At 72.7% G+C, this 19,259-nt stretch carries 12 protein-coding genes and 4 tRNA genes; 10 read left to right on the top strand and 6 right to left on the bottom strand.

What is annotated here, in order from left to right; translation table 11 throughout:
- Positions 1-40 precede the first annotated feature (40 nt).
- Positions 41-3,979, bottom strand: coding sequence for an ATP-dependent RNA helicase HrpA (hrpA, locus tag OG357_RS18320; RefSeq protein ID WP_329622178.1), 3,939 nt, complete (start codon positions 3,977-3,979; stop codon positions 41-43).
- Between the two features lie 103 nt (positions 3,980-4,082).
- On the opposite strand from hrpA, the gene OG357_RS18315 reads away from it, so the two are divergent.
- The 3 genes from OG357_RS18315 (at position 4,083) to OG357_RS18305 (ending at position 6,088) form a co-directional block, all read left to right on the top strand.
- Positions 4,083-4,445, top strand: a complete 363-nt coding sequence (locus tag OG357_RS18315) for a hypothetical protein (RefSeq protein ID WP_329622177.1) — start codon at positions 4,083-4,085, stop codon at positions 4,443-4,445.
- 69 nt (positions 4,446-4,514) lie between these two features.
- Positions 4,515-5,249, top strand: coding sequence for a DsbA family protein (locus tag OG357_RS18310; RefSeq protein WP_329622176.1), 735 nt, complete (start codon positions 4,515-4,517; stop codon positions 5,247-5,249).
- Positions 5,246-6,088: a cytochrome c biogenesis CcdA family protein gene (locus OG357_RS18305; RefSeq protein ID WP_317597497.1), complete on the top strand. Its 843-nt coding sequence runs from the start codon at positions 5,246-5,248 to the stop codon at positions 6,086-6,088. Before OG357_RS18310 ends, OG357_RS18305 begins: the two co-directional genes overlap by 4 nt.
- A 111-nt stretch (positions 6,089-6,199) precedes the next feature.
- Here OG357_RS18305 and OG357_RS18300 read toward each other — a convergent pair.
- The 3 genes from OG357_RS18300 to OG357_RS18290 form a co-directional block, all read right to left on the bottom strand.
- Positions 6,200-6,273 (bottom strand) — tRNA-Phe (locus OG357_RS18300).
- 22 nt (positions 6,274-6,295) lie between these two features.
- A tRNA-Asp gene (locus tag OG357_RS18295) sits at positions 6,296-6,369 on the bottom strand.
- A gap of 38 nt (positions 6,370-6,407) precedes the next feature.
- Positions 6,408-6,480 (bottom strand) — tRNA-Glu (locus tag OG357_RS18290).
- Between the two features lie 127 nt (positions 6,481-6,607).
- On the opposite strand from OG357_RS18290, the gene OG357_RS18285 reads away from it, so the two are divergent.
- The 5 genes from OG357_RS18285 to OG357_RS18265 all read left to right on the top strand — a co-directional run bounded on the left by OG357_RS18285 (position 6,608) and on the right by OG357_RS18265 (position 13,861).
- A complete protein-coding gene (locus OG357_RS18285; RefSeq protein WP_024756838.1) occupies positions 6,608-6,958 on the top strand; it encodes a metallopeptidase family protein in 351 nt (116 codons plus the stop codon).
- A gap of 192 nt (positions 6,959-7,150) precedes the next feature.
- On the top strand, positions 7,151-7,846 hold the full coding sequence (locus tag OG357_RS18280) for a hypothetical protein (RefSeq protein WP_329622175.1): 696 nt from the start codon (positions 7,151-7,153) through the stop codon (positions 7,844-7,846).
- A gap of 198 nt (positions 7,847-8,044) precedes the next feature.
- Positions 8,045-10,429 (top strand): DEAD/DEAH box helicase, encoded by a 2,385-nt coding sequence (locus OG357_RS18275; RefSeq protein ID WP_329622174.1) that lies wholly within the window; start codon positions 8,045-8,047, stop codon positions 10,427-10,429.
- A 158-nt stretch (positions 10,430-10,587) separates the two neighbouring features.
- Positions 10,588-13,692, top strand: coding sequence for an FG-GAP-like repeat-containing protein (locus OG357_RS18270; RefSeq protein WP_329622173.1), 3,105 nt, complete (start codon positions 10,588-10,590; stop codon positions 13,690-13,692).
- Positions 13,693-13,788: 96 nt separating this feature from the next.
- Positions 13,789-13,861: transfer RNA gene (locus tag OG357_RS18265), tRNA-Lys, on the top strand.
- A 65-nt stretch (positions 13,862-13,926) separates the two neighbouring features.
- Here OG357_RS18265 and OG357_RS18260 read toward each other — a convergent pair.
- Both OG357_RS18260 and OG357_RS18255 read right to left on the bottom strand, forming a co-directional pair.
- Entirely contained in the window at positions 13,927-14,379 is a 453-nt protein-coding gene (locus OG357_RS18260) for a pyridoxamine 5'-phosphate oxidase family protein (protein ID WP_329622172.1), read from the bottom strand.
- A 9-nt stretch (positions 14,380-14,388) separates the two neighbouring features.
- Positions 14,389-14,748, bottom strand: a complete 360-nt coding sequence (locus OG357_RS18255; protein WP_329622171.1) for a VOC family protein — start codon at positions 14,746-14,748, stop codon at positions 14,389-14,391.
- A 149-nt stretch (positions 14,749-14,897) separates the two neighbouring features.
- Here OG357_RS18255 and OG357_RS18250 point away from each other — a divergent pair, with 149 nt between their 5' ends.
- Together OG357_RS18250 and OG357_RS18245 are read left to right on the top strand one after the other, a co-directional pair.
- On the top strand, positions 14,898-17,705 hold the full coding sequence (locus OG357_RS18250; RefSeq protein ID WP_329622170.1) for an ATP-binding protein: 2,808 nt from the start codon (positions 14,898-14,900) through the stop codon (positions 17,703-17,705).
- Between the two features lie 150 nt (positions 17,706-17,855).
- Positions 17,856-19,256: a diacylglycerol/lipid kinase family protein gene (locus tag OG357_RS18245; RefSeq protein WP_329622169.1), complete on the top strand. Its 1,401-nt coding sequence runs from the start codon at positions 17,856-17,858 to the stop codon at positions 19,254-19,256.
- The last annotated feature ends 3 nt before the right edge of the window (positions 19,257-19,259 follow it).

Genomic DNA, 19,259 nt, shown 5'->3' with positions numbered 1-19,259 from the left:
TCAGCGGTCTGGTCGAACTCACCGCCGGACCCGCCGCCGGTCAGGGCGCCGCGGCGTCGATCGCCTTCACGATCCGCTTGTCCGAGACCGGGTACGCCGTGCCCAGCGCGTGCGCGAAGTAGCTCACCCGCAGCTCCTCGATCATCCAGCGGATGTCGGTGACCTCCGTCGGCACCGGGCGGCCCTTCGGGAGCTGTTCGAGCAGCCACGCGTACTCGTCGAGCATCTCGTGGACCTTCTCCATGCGGGTGGTGTCCCGCTGGACGCCGGTCGCCATCTGCTGGAGCCGCCGGTCCACCGCCACCAGATAGCGCATCAGGTCCGGGAGCCGCTTGAGCCCCGTACGGGTGACGAAGCCCGTCGGCACCAGCCAGGCCAGCTGCTCGCGCACGTCCGTGAGGTTGTTGATCAGGGCCAGGCTGTTCGTGGACTTCAGCCGCCGCTGGCAGGCCTGCCAGGCCGCCAGGATCTGCTGGACCTGCCCCACTGTCCGTACCGTCGTGTCCACGAGGTCCGCGCGGACCTTGTCGTACAGCTTCCGGAAGGACTCCTCGTCCCAGGCCGGGCCGCCGTGGTCGGCGATCAGCTTGTCGGCCGCGGCGGTGGCGCAGTCGTCGAAGAGGGCCTGGATCGAGCCGTGCGGGTTCGAGGACAGGGCCAGCTTCTGCTGGTTCGTCAGCTTGTCCGAGGCGAACTTCGCCGGGTTCACCGGGATGTTCAGCATGATCAGCTTCCGGGTGCCCCGCCACATCGCCTGCGCCTGCTCGGCCTCCGAGTCGAAGAGCCGTACGGCGACGGTCGCGCCCTCGTCCACGAGCGCCGGGTACGCCTTGACCGGCTGCCCGCCCCGCTTGGTCTCGAAGACCTTCGTGAGGGTGCCGATCGTCCACTCCGTGAGCCCTGTGCGCTCCAGGGAGGGCCCGGAGCCGTCCGGGCCGGCCGTCGCCGCCGCGGCGGCCTGGGACAGCGCCTTACGGGCCTTGGGGCGCAGCTGGAGGCGCAGGGTCTCCAGGTCCTTGTCCTCGGCGAGCTTGCGACGCCGCTCGTCGACGATCCGGAACGTGACCTTGAGGTGCTCGGGCACCTTCGCCCAGTCGAAGTCCTCGGCGGTGACCGGGACGCCGACCATCCGCTGGAGCTCGCGGGCGAGCGCGCCCGCCAGGGGCTCCTGCACCGGGACGACCGCGTCCAGGAAGCGGGTCGCGAAGTTCGGCGCGGGCACGTAGTGGCGGCGGATCGGCTTGGGCAGGGAGCGGATCAGCTCGGTGACGACCTCGCCGCGCAGACCCGGGATCTGCCACTCGAAGCCCTCGTCCGTCACCTGGTTGAGCACCTGGAGCGGGATGTGGACGGTCACCCCGTCCGCGTCCGCGCCCGGCTCGAACTGGTACGTCACCCGGAACTTCAGCGGCCCCTGCCGCCAGGAGTCCGGATAGTCGTCCTTGGTGACCCCGGCGGCCTTCTCGTTGATGAGCATCTCGCGCTCGAAGTCGAGGAACTCCGGCTCCTCATGGCGCTTGTGCTTCCACCAGGAGTCGAAGTGGGCGCCGGACACGACGTGCTCGGGGACGCGCTTGTCGTAGAAGTCGAAGAGCGTCTCGTCGTCGACGAGGATGTCCCGGCGCCGGGCGCGGTGCTCCAGCTCCTCGACCTCGGTCAGGAGCTTGCGGTTGTCGGCGAAGAACTTGTGGTGGGTGCGCCAGTCGCCCTCCACCAGCGCGTTCCGGATGAACAGGTCGCGGGAGACCTCCGGGTCGATCCGGCCGTAGTTCACCTTGCGGTCGGCGACGATCGGCACGCCGTACAGCGTCACCTTCTCGAAGGCCATCACGGCCGCCTGGTCCTTCTCCCAGTGCGGCTCGCTGTACGTCTTCTTCGTCAGGTGCTCGGCGAGCGGCTCGATCCACTCGGGCTCGATCCGGGCGTTCACCCGGGCCCAGAGGCGCGAGGTCTCCACGAGCTCGGCCGACATGACGAAGCGCGGGGGCTTCTTGAAGAGCGCGGAGCCGGGGAAGATCGCGAACTTGGCGCTGCGGGCGCCGAGGTAGTCGTTCTTCGCGCCGTCCTTCACGTCCTTCAGCCCGATGTGGGAAAGCAGGCCGGCGAGCAGCGAGACGTGGACGGACTGCTCCGGAGCGTCGTCCTCGTTCAGATGGATGCCCATCTGCTTGGCCACGGTCCGCAGCTGCGTGTAGATGTCCTGCCACTCGCGGATGCGCAGGAAGTTCAGGTACTCCTGCTTGCACATCCGGCGGAAGGAGCTGGATCCCCGCTCCTTCTGCTGCTCGCGGACGTACCGCCACAGGTTCAGGTAGGCGGAGAAGTCACTCGCCTCGTCCTTGAAGCGGGCGTGCTGCTGATCGGCCTGCGTCTGCTTCTCGGACGGCCGCTCGCGCGGGTCCTGGATGGAGAGCGCGGCCGCGATCACCATGACCTCGCGGACACAGCCGTTCTTGTCCGCCTCCAGGACCATGCGGGCGAGCCGCGGGTCCACGGGCAGCTGGGCGAGCTTCCGCCCCTGCGGGGTGAGCCGCTTCTTCGGGTCCTTCTCCGCCGGGTCGATCGCGCCGAGCTCCTGGAGGAGCTGCACGCCGTCCCGGATGTTGCGGTGGTCCGGCGGGTCGATGAAGGGGAACTTCTCGATCTCGCCGAGGCCCGCCGCGGTCATCTGGAGGATGACGGAGGCGAGGTTCGTACGGAGGATCTCGGCGTCCGTGAACTCCGGACGCGACAGGAAGTCGTCCTCCGAGTAGAGCCGGATGCAGATGCCGTCCGACGTACGGCCGCAGCGGCCCTTGCGCTGGTTGGCGCTGGCCTGGCTGACCGCCTCGATCGGCAGGCGCTGGACCTTGGTGCGGTGCGAGTAGCGCGAGATGCGGGCGGTGCCCGGATCGATCACGTACTTGATGCCGGGCACGGTCAGGGACGTCTCGGCGACGTTCGTGGCGAGGACGATCCGGCGGCCGGAGTGGGCCTGGAACACGCGGTGCTGCTCGGCGTGGCTCAGGCGGGCGTAGAGGGGGAGGATCTCGGTGTTCCGGAGGTTCCGCTTCAGGAGCGCGTCCGCGGTGTCCCGGATCTCGCGCTCGCCGGAGAGGAAGACCAGGACGTCGCCCGGTCCCTCGGACTGGAGCTCGTCCACGGCCTCGCAGATCGCGGTGATCTGGTCCCGGTCCGATTCCTCGCTGTCCTCTTCGAGGAGCGGGCGGTAGCGGACCTCGACCGGGTACGTACGCCCGCTGACCTCGACGATCGGGGCATCGCCGAAGTGGCGGGAGAAGCGCTCCGGGTCGATCGTCGCGGAGGTGATGACGACCTTGAGGTCGGGGCGCTTCGGCAGCAGCTGGGCCAGATAGCCGAGCAGGAAGTCGATGTTGAGCGACCGCTCGTGGGCCTCGTCGATGATGATCGTGTCGTAGGCGCGCAGCTCGCGGTCCGTCTGGATCTCGGCGAGCAGGATGCCGTCCGTCATCAGCTTCACGAAGGTCGCGTCCTGGCTGACCTGGTCGGTGAAGCGGACCTTCCAGCCGACGGCCTCGCCGAGCGGGGTCCGCAGCTCCTCGGCGACCCGCTCGGCGACCGTGCGGGCGGCGATCCGGCGGGGCTGCGTGTGCCCGATCATGCCCCGGACGCCCCGGCCGAGCTCCAGGAGGATCTTCGGGATCTGGGTGGTCTTACCGGAACCCGTCTCACCGGCGACGATCACGACCTGGTGGTCGCGTATCGCCTCCAGGATCTCGTCCTTCTTCTGCGAGACGGGCAGCTGTTCGGGGTACGTGATCGCGGGCACGCGAGAGGCGCGCCCGTCGACGCGCTCCTTGGCCTTGGCCGCCTCGGCGGCGATCTCGTCCAGGACGGCCTCACGGGCCTCGGGCTTACGGATGCGGCGGGCGCCTTCGAGACGGCGGCCGAGCCGGTGGGAGTCCCGCAGCGAGACCTCGGCCAGGACGGACTGGAGGGCGGCGAAGGAAGTAGACATACGGATCCCAGGATCGCACCTGCGGACGAGAAGCGGCGAACCGATTTCCGGGTGGGGGGTGCGTACTATTTCGGGCACGTCGACCGGACCCGAGAGGTATCGCATGTTCCGCACCACCCGCGCGCTGGCGGCCTTCGCGGCGCTGACGGGTCTGGTGCTGGGCCTGCTGGTGTGCGGGACGGCGACGGTGTCCGCTTCCGCCGCGCCGCCCGGGACCCAGGCCGCCGCCGTCGCCGTCGTGCCGGGCTGCGACCCGGGCCACGCCGCCGACACCGGCGCCTCCGGTCCCGTCGTACCGCCGCGGGCCAACGGCTTCGCGGAGCTGCTGCCCGCGCTGGCCGCCGACCGGACGCCGTGCGCGGTCCGGCACGGGGAGCCGGAGGGGCGGGGGACGGCGCCGGGCCGGGAGCCGCCCGAGCGCGTGGCGCCGTCACCGGTGGAGCTGTCGACCCTGATGAGGGTGTAGACGGACGGCCGCACTCCGCCGTCCTTCTCGTTCTCCCTTTCTCCTCTTCCTCCTCAGGAGCGCTTCCGCATGTCCAAGTCCAAGCCGATCGTGATCGTCTCCGCGGTGGCGGCCGCCGCCGTGCTGCTCGGCGTCGTCTCGTACACCGCCACCGCGCCGTCCTCCGGCGGCGCGGGCGGCTCGTCCGCCGTCGCCGAGGTCTCCGCCGATCCGTCCGCCGGGGTCTATCCCGAGCTGGAGGCGTACGCCCGCCGTGACGCCTCCGACAAGCTCGCCCTGGGCCGGGCGGACGCGCCCGTCGTCCTCATCGAGTACGCCGACTTCAAGTGCGGCTACTGCGGGAAGTTCGCCCGGGACACCGAACCCGTCCTCGTGAAGAAGTACGTGGACCAGGGCACCCTGCGCATCGAGTGGCGGAACTTCCCGATCTTCGGCGAGGAGTCGGAGGCCGTCGCCCGCGCCTCCTGGGCGGCCGGGCAGCAGGGCCGGTTCTGGGAGTTCCACAAGGCCGCGTACGCCGAGGGGGCCAAGGAGAAGGGCTTCGGGAAGGACCGGCTCGCGGCCCTCGCGAAGGAGGCCGGCGTCCCCGACACGGCCCGGTTCGCGAAGGACACCGACGGGGCGGCGGCCCGCGAGGCCGTCCGCAAGGACCAGGAGCAGGGGTACGCGCTCGGCGCGACCTCCACCCCGTCCTTCCTCGTCAACGGCCGGCCGATCGCGGGCGCGCAGCCGCTGGAGACCTTCACCGAGGCCATCGAGGCGGCGGCGAAGGCGGCGGCCAAGCCCGCGAAGGCCGGGCAGTGACCTCCGGCATCGGGTACTTCGCCGCGTTCCTCGGCGGCCTGCTCGCCCTCCTCAGCCCGTGCAGCGCCCTGCTCCTGCCGGCCTTCTTCGCGTACTCGATCGACACGCGCGCGAAGCTGGTGGCGAGGACCGGGATCCTCTACGCGGGCCTGGCGACCACCCTCGTCCCGCTGGGCGCGGCCGGATCCTTCGCCGGCCGGTTCTTCTACGGCAACCGCGACCTCCTGGTGACCGTCGGCGGCTGGCTGATCGTCGGGCTCGGCGTCCTCCAGCTCCTCGGCCTGGGCTTCGCCTCCCGCCGCATCGCCGAGGCGAGCGGCCGCATCCGGCCCACGTCGGCGCTGTCCGTCTACGCCCTCGGCCTGGTCTACGGCCTCGCGGGCTTCTGCGCGGGGCCGATCCTGGGCAGCGTCCTGACGGTGGCGGCGCTGAGCGGCAGCCCGGCGTACGGAGGCCTGCTCCTCGCGGTGTACGCGCTGGGCATGGCGGTCCCGCTGTTCGTCCTCGCGCTGCTCTGGGAGCGGTACGACCTGGGCCGGCGGCGCTGGCTGCGCGGCCGGCCGCTGCGGGTCGGCCCCCTCACGCTCCACTCGACCTCGGTCCTCTCGGGCCTGTTCTTCATCGCCCTCGGCACGCTCTTCCTGGTCTTCGACGGGACGACCGCGCTGCCGGGGCTGCTCTCGGTGGACGAGTCGTTCGCGGTGGAGGAGCGGGTGGCCGAGCTGGGGCGCGCGGTGCCGGACTGGGCGCTGCTGGTCGCCGTGGTGGCCGTGGTGGCGGTGGCGCTCGTGGTGCGGGGCAGGCGGGGGAGCCGTACGGGGGAGCGCGAGGAGGTGTGACCGTACGCGGGGAAGGGGCGCGGGCCCCTTCCCCGTACACGGGTGTCCGGGTGTCCGGGTGTCCGGGGAAACGACGAAGGCCCCGTTCTTTCGAACGGGGCCTTCTGTTTGTGGCTGGGGCCGGGGTCGAACCGGCGACCTATCGCTTTTCAGGCGATCGCTCGTACCAACTGAGCTACCCAGCCACGAAGCTGTTTCCAGCTTCAGCGACTCTGACGGGACTTGAACCCGCGACCTCCACCTTGACAGGGTGGCGAGCTAACCAACTGCTCCACAGAGCCTTGCAATGTGCGAGACAAGTCTCGCACACGTTAATGCGTACCCCCAACGGGATTCGAACCCGTGCTACCGCCTTGAAAGGGCGGCGTCCTGGGCCACTAGACGATGAGGGCTAAGGGCCCGCCGGGGCGCTTCTCAGCGCGTCGGGGACGTGAGAAGCATATGGGATGTCGGCCGCGATCGCCAAAACGGTTTCCGCGCACCCCGGGCGAGTCCCCCTGACGGGGGGACAATGGGCGCGTGCTGGAGATGACGCGCGAGGAGTTCGAGGAACTTGTCGCCGAGGCGCTGGACCGGATCCCCCCGGAACTCGCCCGGCTGATGGACAACGTCGCGGTGTTCGTGGAGGACGAACCCGCCCCGGACGATCCCGAGCTGCTCGGGCTCTACGAGGGGACGCCGCTGACGGAGCGCGGCGAGTGGTACGCGGGGGTGCTGCCGGACCGGATCACGATCTACCGGGGGCCGACGCTGCGGATGTGCGAGTCACGCGCGGACGTGGTCGCGGAGACCGAGATCACGGTGGTGCACGAGATCGCCCACCACTTCGGCATCGACGACGAGAGGCTGCACGCGCTGGGCTACGGCTGAGCGGAGGCGTGTCCCCTCTCGGGCGTGTCCCTTGCGGCGCAAAGGGAGTTGGGCAGGGCAACGCGTTCCGTTCCTGCCTGTTGTGTCCCTGGAGGTGCCCCCGTGCGCCATTTGCCCACCCGCTTGCCCACCCGTGTGAGATGGGCCGCCGCCGCGCTGGCTGTCGCGGCCTGCGCCGGTCTGAGCGGCTGTATGAGTGTGAGTGACGAGGGGGCGAAGCCGGCGCCCGGCGCGTCCGGGGGGAAGCGCGGTGTGGCGGCCGAGGCCGACGGCGGCGGCGGGCTCCAGGACGGGGGCGGCGGTTCCTGGAACGGGAGCGCGGAGAAGGGCGGGCCCGACGCGGACGGCGGCGGGAAGTCCCCGGTGCCGAGCGGTTCGCCGACGGGCTCCGCGAAGCCCTCGACGGGCGCGACGCCGCCCTCGGAGGGCCCTGCCGGTATCGGCGGCTCCCCGAAGCCCGGGCAGCCGGCCGGCGGGTCCGGCGGCGCCGCGGGCGGTCAGCAGGGCTCGGGCGGGGGTCCTGTCGACGGCGGAAGCGGTGGGGGCGACGGGAGTGGCGGCGCGTCCGGGGGGAGCGGCGGGAACGGCGCGAGCGGGGGAAGCGGCGGCGGTGACGGCGGCGCGGGCAGCGGTGGCGACGGCGGCGGGACCGGCGGTCCGGGTGGCGGCGGGGTGACGCCGACGCCGGAGCCGACCCCGGAGCCCACCCCGGAACCGACGCCGGAGCCGACCCCGGAGCCCACCCCGGAACCGACGCCGGAGCCGACCTCGAATCCGACCGATCCGCCGACCCCCGGACCCGAGACCCAGCTGGGTGCGATGCGGGCGGCGGACGGGCCGGGAGCGCCCTCGGAGCCGGTGGCATCTCCGCAGGTCGGGCCGGTGTGACGGAGTCCGGTTTGCCATAGGTGGGGGAGGGTGCGTATGGTGGTAGATCGTTTGATCCCATTGCCCGGCGCCGACACAGAAGAGCGCCGTGTGGCGCGTACTCTCCCTAGCCGTGGCTGACCGCATTGAGGCGGTCGATTTGCGAATTCACGGAGTTGACGGGCGCGTGCCGAGACTCCGGAAGGTTTCGCATTTCGCATGTCCATTTTCAGTTCTGACCACGCCGTCATGCCCGAGAACGACGAGATCGTCGAGGCCGTAGAGGCCACCGAGACCGTCACCACCGAGGCCGCGGCCCCCGCCGAGGCCGTCGTCGACTTCGACGACGACACCACCGACTTCGACGACGTCGAGGACATCGAGGACTCCGCCGACGCCGACGAGGCCGACGAGGAGCCCGCCGAGCCCACCATCACCTTCGGCGACCTCGGTCTGCCCGAGGGCGTCGTGCGCAAGCTCGCGCAGAACGGCGTCACGACCCCCTTCCCGATCCAGGCCGCGACCATCCCGGACGCCCTGGCCGGCAAGGACATCCTCGGCCGTGGCCGTACCGGCTCCGGCAAAACCCTCTCGTTCGGTCTGCCGCTGCTCGCCGGCCTGGCCGACGGTCACACCGAGAAGAAGAAGCCCCGCGGCATCATCCTCACGCCGACGCGTGAGCTCGCGATGCAGGTCGCGGACGCCCTCCAGCCGTACGGCGACGTGCTCGGCCTCAAGATGAAGGTCGTCTGCGGCGGTACGTCGATGGGCAACCAGATCTACGCCCTGGAGCGCGGCGTCGACGTCCTCGTCGCCACCCCGGGCCGTCTGCGCGACATCATCAACCGCGGCGCCTGCTCCCTGGAGCAGGTCAAGATCGCCGTCCTCGACGAGGCCGACCAGATGGCCGACCTGGGCTTCCTGCCCGAGGTCACCGAGCTGCTCGACCAGATCCCCGGCGGCGGCCAGCGCATGCTCTTCTCCGCCACCATGGAGAACGAGATCGGCACCCTGGTCAAGCGCTACCTGACCGACCCCGTCACGCACGAGGTCGACAGCGCGCAGGGCAACGTCACGACCATGACCCACCACGTCCTCGTCGTGAAGCCGAAGGACAAGGCCCCGGTCACCGCGGCGATCGCCGCCCGCAAGGGCCGCACGATCATCTTCGTCCGCACCCAGCTGGGCGCCGACCGCATCGCCGAGCAGCTCTGCGACTCCGGCGTGAAGGCCGACGCGCTGCACGGTGGCATGACGCAGGGCGCCCGTACCCGCGTCCTGGAGGACTTCAAGAAGGGTTACGTCAACGCCCTCGTGGCGACCGACGTCGCCGCCCGAGGCATCCACGTCGACGGCATCGACCTGGTCCTCAACGTGGACCCGGCCGGCGACCACAAGGACTACCTGCACCGCTCGGGCCGTACCGCCCGTGCCGGCCGCTCCGGTGTCGTGGTCTCCCTGGCCCTGCCGCACCAGCGCCGTCAGATCTTCCGCCTGATGGAGGACGCGGGCGTCGACGCCTCGCGCCACATGGTCGGCGGTTCCGGCGTCTTCGAGCCCGAGGTCGCCGAGATCACCGGCGCCCGTTCGCTGACCGAGGTCCAGGCCGACTCCGCGAACAACTCGGCCAAGCAGGCCGAGCGCGAGGTCGTCGACCTGACCAAGCAGCTGGAGCGCCTCCAGCGCCGTGCGGTCGAGCTCCGCGAGGAGGCCGACCGTCTGGTGGCCCGCGCCGCCCGTGAGCGTGGCGAGGACCCGGAGGCCGCTGTCGCCGAGGTGACCGAGGCCGCCGAGGCCGAGGTCGCGGCCGCTGCCGTCGAGGCCGAGCGTGCCGCTCGCGCCGAGGAGCAGCGCCGTGAGGAGCGCCCGGCGTTCCGCGACGAGCGCGGCAACTTCGAGCGCCGTGACCGTGGCGGCGACCGCGGTGGCGACCGTGGCGGCTTCCGCGGTGGCGACCGTGGCGGCGACCGTGGTGGCTTCCGCCGCGACAACGACCGTCCGTCCTCGGGTGGTTTCCGTCGTGACGACCGTCCCTCGGGTGGCTTCAACCGCGATGACCGTGGCGGCGACCGTGGTGGCTTCCGCCGCGACAACGACCGTCCGTCCTCGGGTGGTTTCCGTCGTGACGACCGTCCGTCCGGTGGCTTCAACCGCGATGACCGTGGCGGCGACCGTGGTGGCTTCCGCCGCGACAACGACCGTCCGTCCTCGGGTGGTTTCCGTCGTGACGACCGTCCGTCCGGTGGCTTCAACCGCGATGACCGTGGCGGCGACCGTGGTGGCTTCCGCCGCGACAACGACCGTCCGTCCACCGGTGGCTTCCGTCGCGACGACCGTCCGTCGGGCGGCTTCAACCGTGACGACCGTGGCGGCCGCCCCTTCGAGCGCCGTGACAACGACCGTCCGGCCGGCGGCCACCGCGGCAGCGACCGTCCGTTCAACCGCGACCGTCGCGACGACCGCCCCGCCGGCGGCTTCCGCACCGGTGGCGGCGACCGTCCGTACGGCCGTCGCGACGACCGCCCCGCCGGTTCGACCGGTTCGACCGGTGGCTCCTCCTTCGGCCGCCGCGACGACAAGCCGCGCTGGAAGCGCAACGGCTGAGTCCGCGTAGCACCCTGAGTCAGGGCCCGTACGAGCACTTCGGTGCTGGTACGGGCCCTGACTCGTATCCGGGACTCGCGTGGCTGTGCGGGCGGATACGCTCGGCCGGTCATCAGGTTGCCCTGGGGAGGGACCTCTCTTTGTCTCGTATCGCCCGCGTGCGGCGTCCCCGCACGCGTACAGCCGTCCTCGCCACCGCGCTCCTCGCCTCGGCCGTCGGCCTCTCGCCCGCCGTGGCCGCCGAGGCGTCGCCGACCGTCGGCGTCGACCAGCTCGACATCGCGCCGAACTGGCGGGCCGTGCCCCGGAAGGTGACCGTCACCGCGGCCGGACCCACGGGCTACGTGCACGAGACGGAGGACCCTGACCGGTCCTCCGGCGGGCAGCTGGAGTGGACGGACTTCACCGACCCCGCGAAGAGCGTTCCGCTGGGGTACGGGACGAAGGCGGCCCTGCCCTTCGCCGAGTCCGGCACCGGTGGGCATCACCTGTACGTCCAGCGCGGCATCGGCGTCCACGCCGTCCGCGACCTGGAGACCGGCATCGAGCAGCCGCTCGACATGCCGGCCGACGCGAGCTACCGGGGGCTGCTCGGCTCGACCCTGCTCTTCCAGCAGTACGCCTCCGCCGAGGACCACTCCACGACCACCGGCTACTACCTGGTGCCCGCCGAGGCCCCGAACGGAACCCGCACGCCCGTCACCGGCTGGCCCGCGGGCGCCTCCCTGCACGCGGCGCCGCTCGTGGCCGGCGACGCCTCCGTCGCCGTGATCCGCTTCGGCCGGTCCGGCGACCCGGCCGCGTACGGCTACTCCGACCTCGGCGTCATCGACCTGAGCACCGGTCGGATGACCGTGATCCCGGCCCCCACCCCGCAAGGGAGCGGGCGCGGCGCGCCGGTGGCCGTGAGCCCCGACCGCATCGCCTGGATCGACGACAACCGCACCGTCCACGTGCGGCAGCGTGCGGCCCTGACCGGCTCCGAGCAGACGACCGTCCTTCCCGAGGGCCTGGGCACCGCCCGTATCGGACTCGTCGGCGACTGGGTCCTCGCCCTGGGTGAGGCCTCCGGCGCCGACGCCTCCCTGAAGCCGAGGCTCGTCGCGCTGCACCCCGACGGGCGCTCGCAGACCCTCCTGGCGAAGGCCGAGGCGGAGCTCACCCAGATCGCGGGCGGGGGCGTGGCCGTCGTCGGCGGTACGTCCTCCTCCGACTGGTCCGCCTTCAAGATCGTCGCGGCGAAGGACGGCGGCGCGCCGCTCCTGGAGAAGCTGAGCCGCGTGGAGCCGCTGCCCGCCGAGGTGCGCTCGCTCGCCCTCGGCGCGGGCCGGCTCTCCACGCTGGAGCTCGACACCAGGATGGGCAGCGGCTTCTACGGACGGACGCCGCTGCCGGTCGGGCCGGTGCACACCGGTCATCCGCAGTCGCTGTGGGCGGGCGCCGAGTCGAAGCGGCTGGAGAGCAGGACACCGCTGTTCGACAGCGGTGACGGCCGTACGGTCTATCTGGCCCATGACGACTCCAAGCCGCTGGAGGTCACCGGCCGTACCTCCGACGGTCAGGTGCGCCGGGTGTCCACCGGCGAGACGGCCGGACGGATCGTCGACGTCTTCGGCCGTCGGGCGGTCTTCCAGGGCGGCGGCAAGACGCTCGTCGTGGACCTCGACGCGCAGACGGTCGTCAGCAACAAGGCGTCCACGGCGCCGGCGGCCCTCTGGGGCGACACCCTGTACACGGGCACGGCCACGGCGGGCGAGGTGGCGCGGACCGACCTGGCCACCGGCAAGGACCTCACCAAGGTCACGACCGGGACGGCGTGCGCCCCGACGGAGCTCCAGGCGTCCGCCGGACGCTGGCTGTACTGGTCGTGCGGGCCGGCCAAGCCGCGGGGCGTGGTCGACATCAGGACGAACACGAAGCTGCTGTTGTCCGGGGGGACGTCCGAGGACGCCCTGCTGGGCGACGGCTACGTCGTCGACCGGGACCCCGACGCGTACCTCCGCCTCACCGACCTCACCAAGGTCACCAACGGCAAGCCCGCGGTGCGCCGGCTCGTCGACGCCGCGCCCGTGCGCGGCGACCGCCGCGAGTACTGGACCGTCGACCGCTTCGGCGGGGCCGTCGCCTACAAGGACGCCCGGAACGTCGTCCACGTCGTGTGGCCCGGCGTCCCCACGTCCGGCCTCACCGCCGCCTCGGCGAAGGTGCCTGCGACCATGCGGCTCCAGGACGGCTGGAAGGCGTACTGGACGCTGTCCAAGCCCTCTTCGTACTGGCAGCTGACGCTGCGCGACGTGCACTCCGGGAACCCGGTCCGTGCCTACGGGGGCGGCGAGACCCGGAGCCGTATCGACGTCTCCTGGGACGGCAGGACGTCGGCGGGGAAGCCCGTCGCGAACGGCCGGTACACCTGGCACCTCCAGGCGAACACGGCGGACGGGCAGGGCAGCGACCTGTCCCTGACCGGCACGGTCACGGTCTCCGGCGGCCAGCCGGCCTGGCGTGACATGGCCGGGAACGACACGCAGGGCGATCTCCTGGTGATGGACACGGCGGGGCTCGTGTCGATGTACCGGGGCACCGGGTACAGCGGTGTGTCGGCGCGGATCGCGGGCACCGGTGCGAAGTTCCCGACCGCGTCCGTCCTGGTGCCGTTCGGCGACGTGAACGCCGACGGGTGCGCGGACGTGCTGGTGCGCGTCGGGGATCAGCTGCGGGCCTACCGGCCGGGCTGCGGCAAGGTGGTCTCGGCCTCGTCGCCGTACACGACGATCGGCGCGGGCTGGGGGCAGTACGACGTCCTGACGTCCCCGGGCGACGCGAACGGTGACGGGTTCACCGATCTGATCGCACGCCAGACGTCGACGGGTGACGTGTACTTCTACGCCGGCACGGCCGACCACCGGGTGAAGTCCCGGGTCCGGATCGGCACCAACTGGAAGCTGTACAAGAAGGTCGTCGGCGCCGGCGACCTCAACGGCGACGGGCGTGGCGACCTGCTCGGCGTGGACGCCTCGGGCGTGCTGTGGCGGTACTACGGCACGGCCACCGGTGGGGTGACGGCGCGGGTGAAGGTCGGCAGCGGCTGGGGCGTCTACACCTCCCTGGTGGGCGTCGGCGACATCTCCGGCGACGGCTGCGCGGACCTGGTCGCCCGTGACACGGCGGGCCGGTTGTACGACTACGACGGCACCTGCCGCGGCCCGTACGGCTCCCGCATCCTGATCGGCGGCGGCTGGAACGCCTTCAAGGCCCTCTTCTGATACGGCGCGATACATGACGCACGGCGCGGCCGGTGTCGGATACCCGATCGGTTCCGGGGAGCTCTCGGGCTATGCTGCTCGGGTGTGCTTGTCCACGGGCCGTTAGCTCAATTGGCAGAGCAGTGGACTTTTAATCCATTGGTTGTGGGTTCGAGTCCCACACGGCCTACTGACTGCGCCGAGGAGCGCCCCGATCGGTTTCGACCGTCGGGGCGCTTCGTCGTTCCCGGGGTGTCAGGACACCGGTTGGCCGGCGCGCATCAGTTCGCGGGCGTGGAGTTCGTTCGCCTCGCGCCAGGCCTGGATGCGGTGCGGGGTGATGCGGAACCAGCGGTACGGGGCCGTTTGGGTGCGCGGGTCGAAGCCGGTTCGTTCGGTGAAGCGGTCGCCGCGGTCCTGCGGCAGCGCGTCGATCTCCAGGACCTCGACCGTGCCGTCGATCATCGACACGTCGCGGGTGAGGCCGAGGCCCAGGCGGACGCGGCCGGTGGCGGCCAGGTTGCGGCCGGTCGGGCTGTTCGCCGGGGTGGACACGAGCAGGGCCTCGCCGTCCCAGTCGAAGGACAGCGGAACCAGGTACGGCGTGCCGTCGGGTGAGGCGGTGGCCACCCAGACGTCGACGTCGTGCGCCAGCCGGTGCTCGGTGTCCTGGCGGCGCTGGGCGCGGGAGCGGGGCGCGGCGGTCATCGGCGGGGCTCAGCTGTCCTGGAGGAGGCCGATGAGGTTGCCGTCGGGGTCGACGACGGTGGCGACCAGGCGGCCGCCGCCGACGTCCTGCGCCGCGTCCTTCACGGTGGCGCCCGCCGCGGTCACCTCGGCGAGCTTCGCCTCGATGTCCGGCACGTGCCAGTAGGCGAGCGACGAGGTCAGGCCCTGCGGGCCACCGCCCGGGAGCAGCCCGATGTGCTGGCCCTCGGCCTCGAAGGCGACGTAGTACGACTCGTCGATCTGCGGCGCGACGCCGAGCAGGGCGGCGTACACGGCCTTGGCCTTCGGCAGGTCGGACACGGGGTGCAGCACCGTCTTGATTCCCTGGGTGGTGGACGTACCGGGCATGGTCACTCCTGTGGTGTGTGCGGGGCTGTGGTTTCCGGCGGTCTCTCGTTCGCCGTGGTTCCACTCTCCGTCAGCCGGGCGGCCCGCGCCTCCGTGGTGACCACGGAAAGGACTACGGAACGGACTCCGTACGAGCCGATAATGACGTCGTGTCCACTTCAGAGATCTCGTCTCGGGAAGCCGACGTGCTCGCTCTCCTCGGGGAGCACCTCAGCAATGCCGAGATCGCCGCACGGCTGTTCATCTCCGTACGGACCGTCGAGTCGCACGTCTCCTCGCTGCTCCGCAAGCTGGCGGTGCCGGACCGGCGGGCGCTCTCCCGGCGGGCGGCCGAGTCCGCTCCCGCCGCGATGCGGGCGCCTGTTCTTCCCGCGCCGCTGACGGCGTTCGTCGGCCGCGTGCGGGAGCGCGGTGAGCTCGCGGAGGCGCTGAAGGCGTATCGGCAGGTCACCGCGGTGGGGCCCGGGGGCGTGGGCAAGACGCGGCTCGCGCTGGCCGTCGCCGCGGAGCTGGCCGACGACTTCGCCGACGGCGTCTGGTTCGTCGACCTGGCCCCGGTCACCGATGCGGGCCGGGTGGGCGCGGCCGTCGCGGCCGCCGTCGGTGTGGGCGAACAGCCCGGGCGGGGCGTCGACGAGTCGCTGTTCGCCGCGCTGGCGGACCGTCATGCGCTGCTGGTGTGGGACAACTGCGAGCAGATACGCGACGGCGTGGCGCCCTTCCTGGAGCGGCTCCTCGCGGCCTGCCCGCGCGTGCGCGTGCTCGTGACCAGCCGGGCCCGGCTGATGGTGCCGTTCGAGCGGGTCTTCCCCGTCCCGCCGCTGTCGCGGGACGGAGGCGGGGAATCGGAGGCCGTGGAGCTCTTCCTGGAGCGGGCGGCGGCGGTCGGCATGCGGCCGGATCCAGCCGTACGCGACACGGTCGTGGCCCTCTGCGAACGCCTCGACGGCATGGCGCTGGCCATCGAGCTCGCCGCGGCGCGCTGGCCCACGCTCGGGCTCGACGGGCTCGTCGCCGGGCTCTCCGACCAGTTGCGGATTCTCGCCGGCGGGCCCCGCGCCGCCGACCGGCACCGGTCGGTGCGGGCGGTCCTCGACTGGAGCCACGACCTGCTGGAGCCGGCGGACCGGGCGCTGCTGCGCCGGATGTCGGTCTTCGTGCTGCCGTTCACCGCCGAGGCGGCCGCGGAGGTCGCAGGCTTCGACCCGCTCGATCCCGGCGCGGTCGCCGACGGACTCGGCCGGCTGGCCGAGCAGAGCCTGCTCACCGTGACACCGTCCGCCGCCGGCACCCGCTACCAGGCCCTGGAGACCATCCGGCAGTACGGCGCCGAGCACCTCGCCGAGGCCGGTGAGTCGGAGGTCGTCCGTTCGCGTCACGTGGCGTGGTGTCTGGACCGGGCCGCCGGCCTCCTGGACGCCGGCGGCGCGGACTGGCGCGCCCGGTTCGACGCCGTCGCCGAGGACCTCAGGGCCGCCCTCGCCTGGGCCGCCGAGCGGCCGGAGCTGCGCGCCGACGCCCATCGGCTCGCCCTGTCCCTGGCGGAGTCGGCCTTCACCCGCAACCTGCTCGGCGAAGCCCAGGAGCGGTACGAGCAGGCCGCCGCGCTCGCCGATCCGGGTGCCGAGGCCGGGGAGTCCCTGCGGCTCGCCGCCGCGGTGGCCGGGTGCCGGCGGCTCGGTGACGACATGTTCCGCCTGCACCGGGCGGCCGGGGACGCCGCCCGCGGGGCCGGGGACCTCGCCGGGGCGGGTCGCGACCTGGCGGCCGCCGCCACCGTCGCGTACCGCTTCTCCAGCGAGTTCACGCGCCTCCCGTCGGTGGAGGAGGCGACGACCCTCCTCGCGCAGGCGCGGGAGCTGTCCGGGGGCGAGGCAGCGGGCGAGGCGGGCGAGGGAGGCGAGGGCCCCGCCGGCGCCGCCGTCGCGCTCGCCGAGGCCGCCGTGCTCGCGGACGCCTTCGGCGCCGTTCAGGGCGCCACGGACAACACCGTGGAGGAGACGATCGCCCTCGCCGAGCGGGCCGTCGCGCTCGCCCGGAGCGTCGGCGACCCGGTGGCGGAGTCCGCCGCCCTCGACGCGCTGTCCGGCGCCCGGAGCTGGGCCGGTGACACCTTCGCCGCCGCGGCCGCAGCGCGCCGCCGGATCGACCTCCTGAGCCCCCTGCCGCCGGACCCCGCGCGTACCCACGAACTCCTCGACGCCCTCGCCATGGCCTCCGGAACCGCCCTCGGCGCGGGCCGGCTCGCCGAAGCCCGCCGCTGGGGCAGGCAGCTCGCCGGTCATCCGATCCTTGCCGAGGTGGGTCACCACGCCACGGCCTGGCTTCTGGTCGCGGATGCCTTCGCCGGCCGCGGCGACGACGTGCTCACCGGCGGCGGGCGGTTCCTCGACGCGTGGGAGCGGAGCGGCCGTCAGCAGTCCTTCTCCCTCGGCCCCGCGGCCGCCTCCGTCGCCATGGTCCACGGCCTGCGCGGCGACAGCGCCGCCCGGGCGGAGTGGCTCGGGATCGTCGACCTGGCGGGCACCGCGGACGAGTACCGCCACGGCTACGGCGCCATCCTCGACGCCACGGTCCTGCTCCACGAAGGCGACGCCGCCGCGGCCCTCGACCGGGTCGCGCCGGAGCCGGAGCAGGTGTGGAAGTGGGTCACCTGGATCTGGCTGCACTGGTACGTGGCCCTCCGGGCCGAGGCGTCCGTACTCGCCGGGCACCCGGACGCCCGGGCCCGGACGGCCGCCGCCCGTCCGGTGGTCGCCGGCAACCCCGTCGCCACCGCCCAGCTGGACCGGGCGGAGGCGCTGCTCGACGGCGACCCGCAGCGGCTCCTCGCCGCGGCGCGGGCATTCGACGCGGCCGGCAGCCGCTACCAGGCGGCGCGCACGCTGCTCCTCGCCGGGGGCGAGCACGCCGCCGCCGGTACGGCCGCCCTCGCCGGACTGGGCCTGGCTCCGTGAGGCCTTCGTAAGGATCCGTGAGGCTCCGTAAGAGCCCCCCGAGAGGGAGAACCCGGGCGACGCGAAGATCTTTTCCTTCGAACGGGCCTTTCCGGAGCGCGGAGTGAGGGACCGTGGGGGAATGTGGATCCCGAGCATGGAGGTGGGTCGGTGACGGCGAGCGGTTCCGGTGATCCGGCGAGGTCGGCCCGGCGGCTGGCCCGTTGCGCGCTGCTGGCCGCGGCCGGCGCGGTGGTGGCGATCGTGACCGCCCTGACGGGCGGTGTGCTGATCCTGCTCACCGGGCTCGTGGGGCTCGTCGCCTCGGCCATGGGCCTCTGGTGGTTCTTCGCCCATCGCGGGCTGCCGCGGGTGCTCGGCGGGCTGCTCGCCGTGGCCGCGCCGATCGCGGTCCTGGTCCTGTACGTCGTCGGCGGCGTCTGGGGCAACGCGCTGGTGGCCCTCGCGCTCTGGGGCACGGCGCTCGGCTGCGCGCGGACAGCGCTGCGCCGCCCCGACCGGGAGCGGAGCGCGCTGATGAGCGGCGCGCCCGCGGCCCGCCCCCGGCGGCCCGTCCTGATCATGAACCCGAAGTCCGGGGGCGGGAAGGTCGGCCGTTTCGGGCTCGTCGCGCGCGCGGAGGCCATGGGCGCCCAGGTCGTCCTGCTCGACCTGTCGGCGCAGACCGACGTCACCGCGCTCGCCCGGAAGGCCGTGGCCGACGGCGCGGACCTCCTCGGCGTGGCCGGCGGCGACGGCACCCAGGCGCTGGTCGCCGCGGTGGCCGCCGAGCACGACCTGCCGTTCCTCGTCATCTCGGCGGGCACCCGCAACCACTTCGCCATGGACCTGGGCCTCGACCGCACCGACCCGGCGACCTGCCTGAACGCCCTGACCGACGGCGAGGAGCTCCGGGTCGACCTGGGCGAGGTCGCCGGGCGTCCCTTCGTCAACACCGTCTCCTTCGGGGTGTACGCGGACGTCGTCCAGCGCCCCGAGTACCGCGACGCGAAGGCCGGCACCGCCGTCGACGTCCTGCCCGACCTGCTCCAGGGCGGCGAGGGCGCGCGCCTCGACGCGACCGTCGACACCCTCCGGCTCCCGGCCCAGCAGGCGCTCCTCGTCAGCAACAACCCCTATGCCGCGCCCGATCCCTTCGGTGTCGCCTCCGCCCACCGGCCGCGCCTCGACCGGGGCGAGCTCGGGGTGATCGGCATCCGGGTGGACGGCGCCGCGCAGGCCGCCGAGCTGGCGGTACGGGGGACCCAGTCGGCCGGCCTGAACGTTCTGACGGCCCGTAGGGTCGAGGTCGTGGAAAGCCCGGGAAGTGCCGGCAACGGCAACGGCAACGGCAACGGCAACGGCAATGGCAACGGCTCCGGCTCCGGTGGGATCTCCGTCGCCGTGGACGGGGAGGCGCTGACCCTGCCCACCCCGGTCGTCTGCACCCTCCGCCCCGGCGCGCTGCGGGTCCGTGTCCCGCGCGACCGGCCGGGCACGGTGCCTCCCCTGCCGCCGCTCGACTGGCGGCGGATCACCACGCTCGCCTTCCACACCCCTCGTACCCCCTGAACC

It is taken from the genome of Streptomyces sp. NBC_01255 (assembly GCF_036226445.1).
Taxonomy (GTDB): Bacteria; Actinomycetota; Actinomycetes; order Streptomycetales; family Streptomycetaceae; genus Streptomyces.
This window is presented reverse-complemented; position numbering and strand designations above follow the sequence as displayed.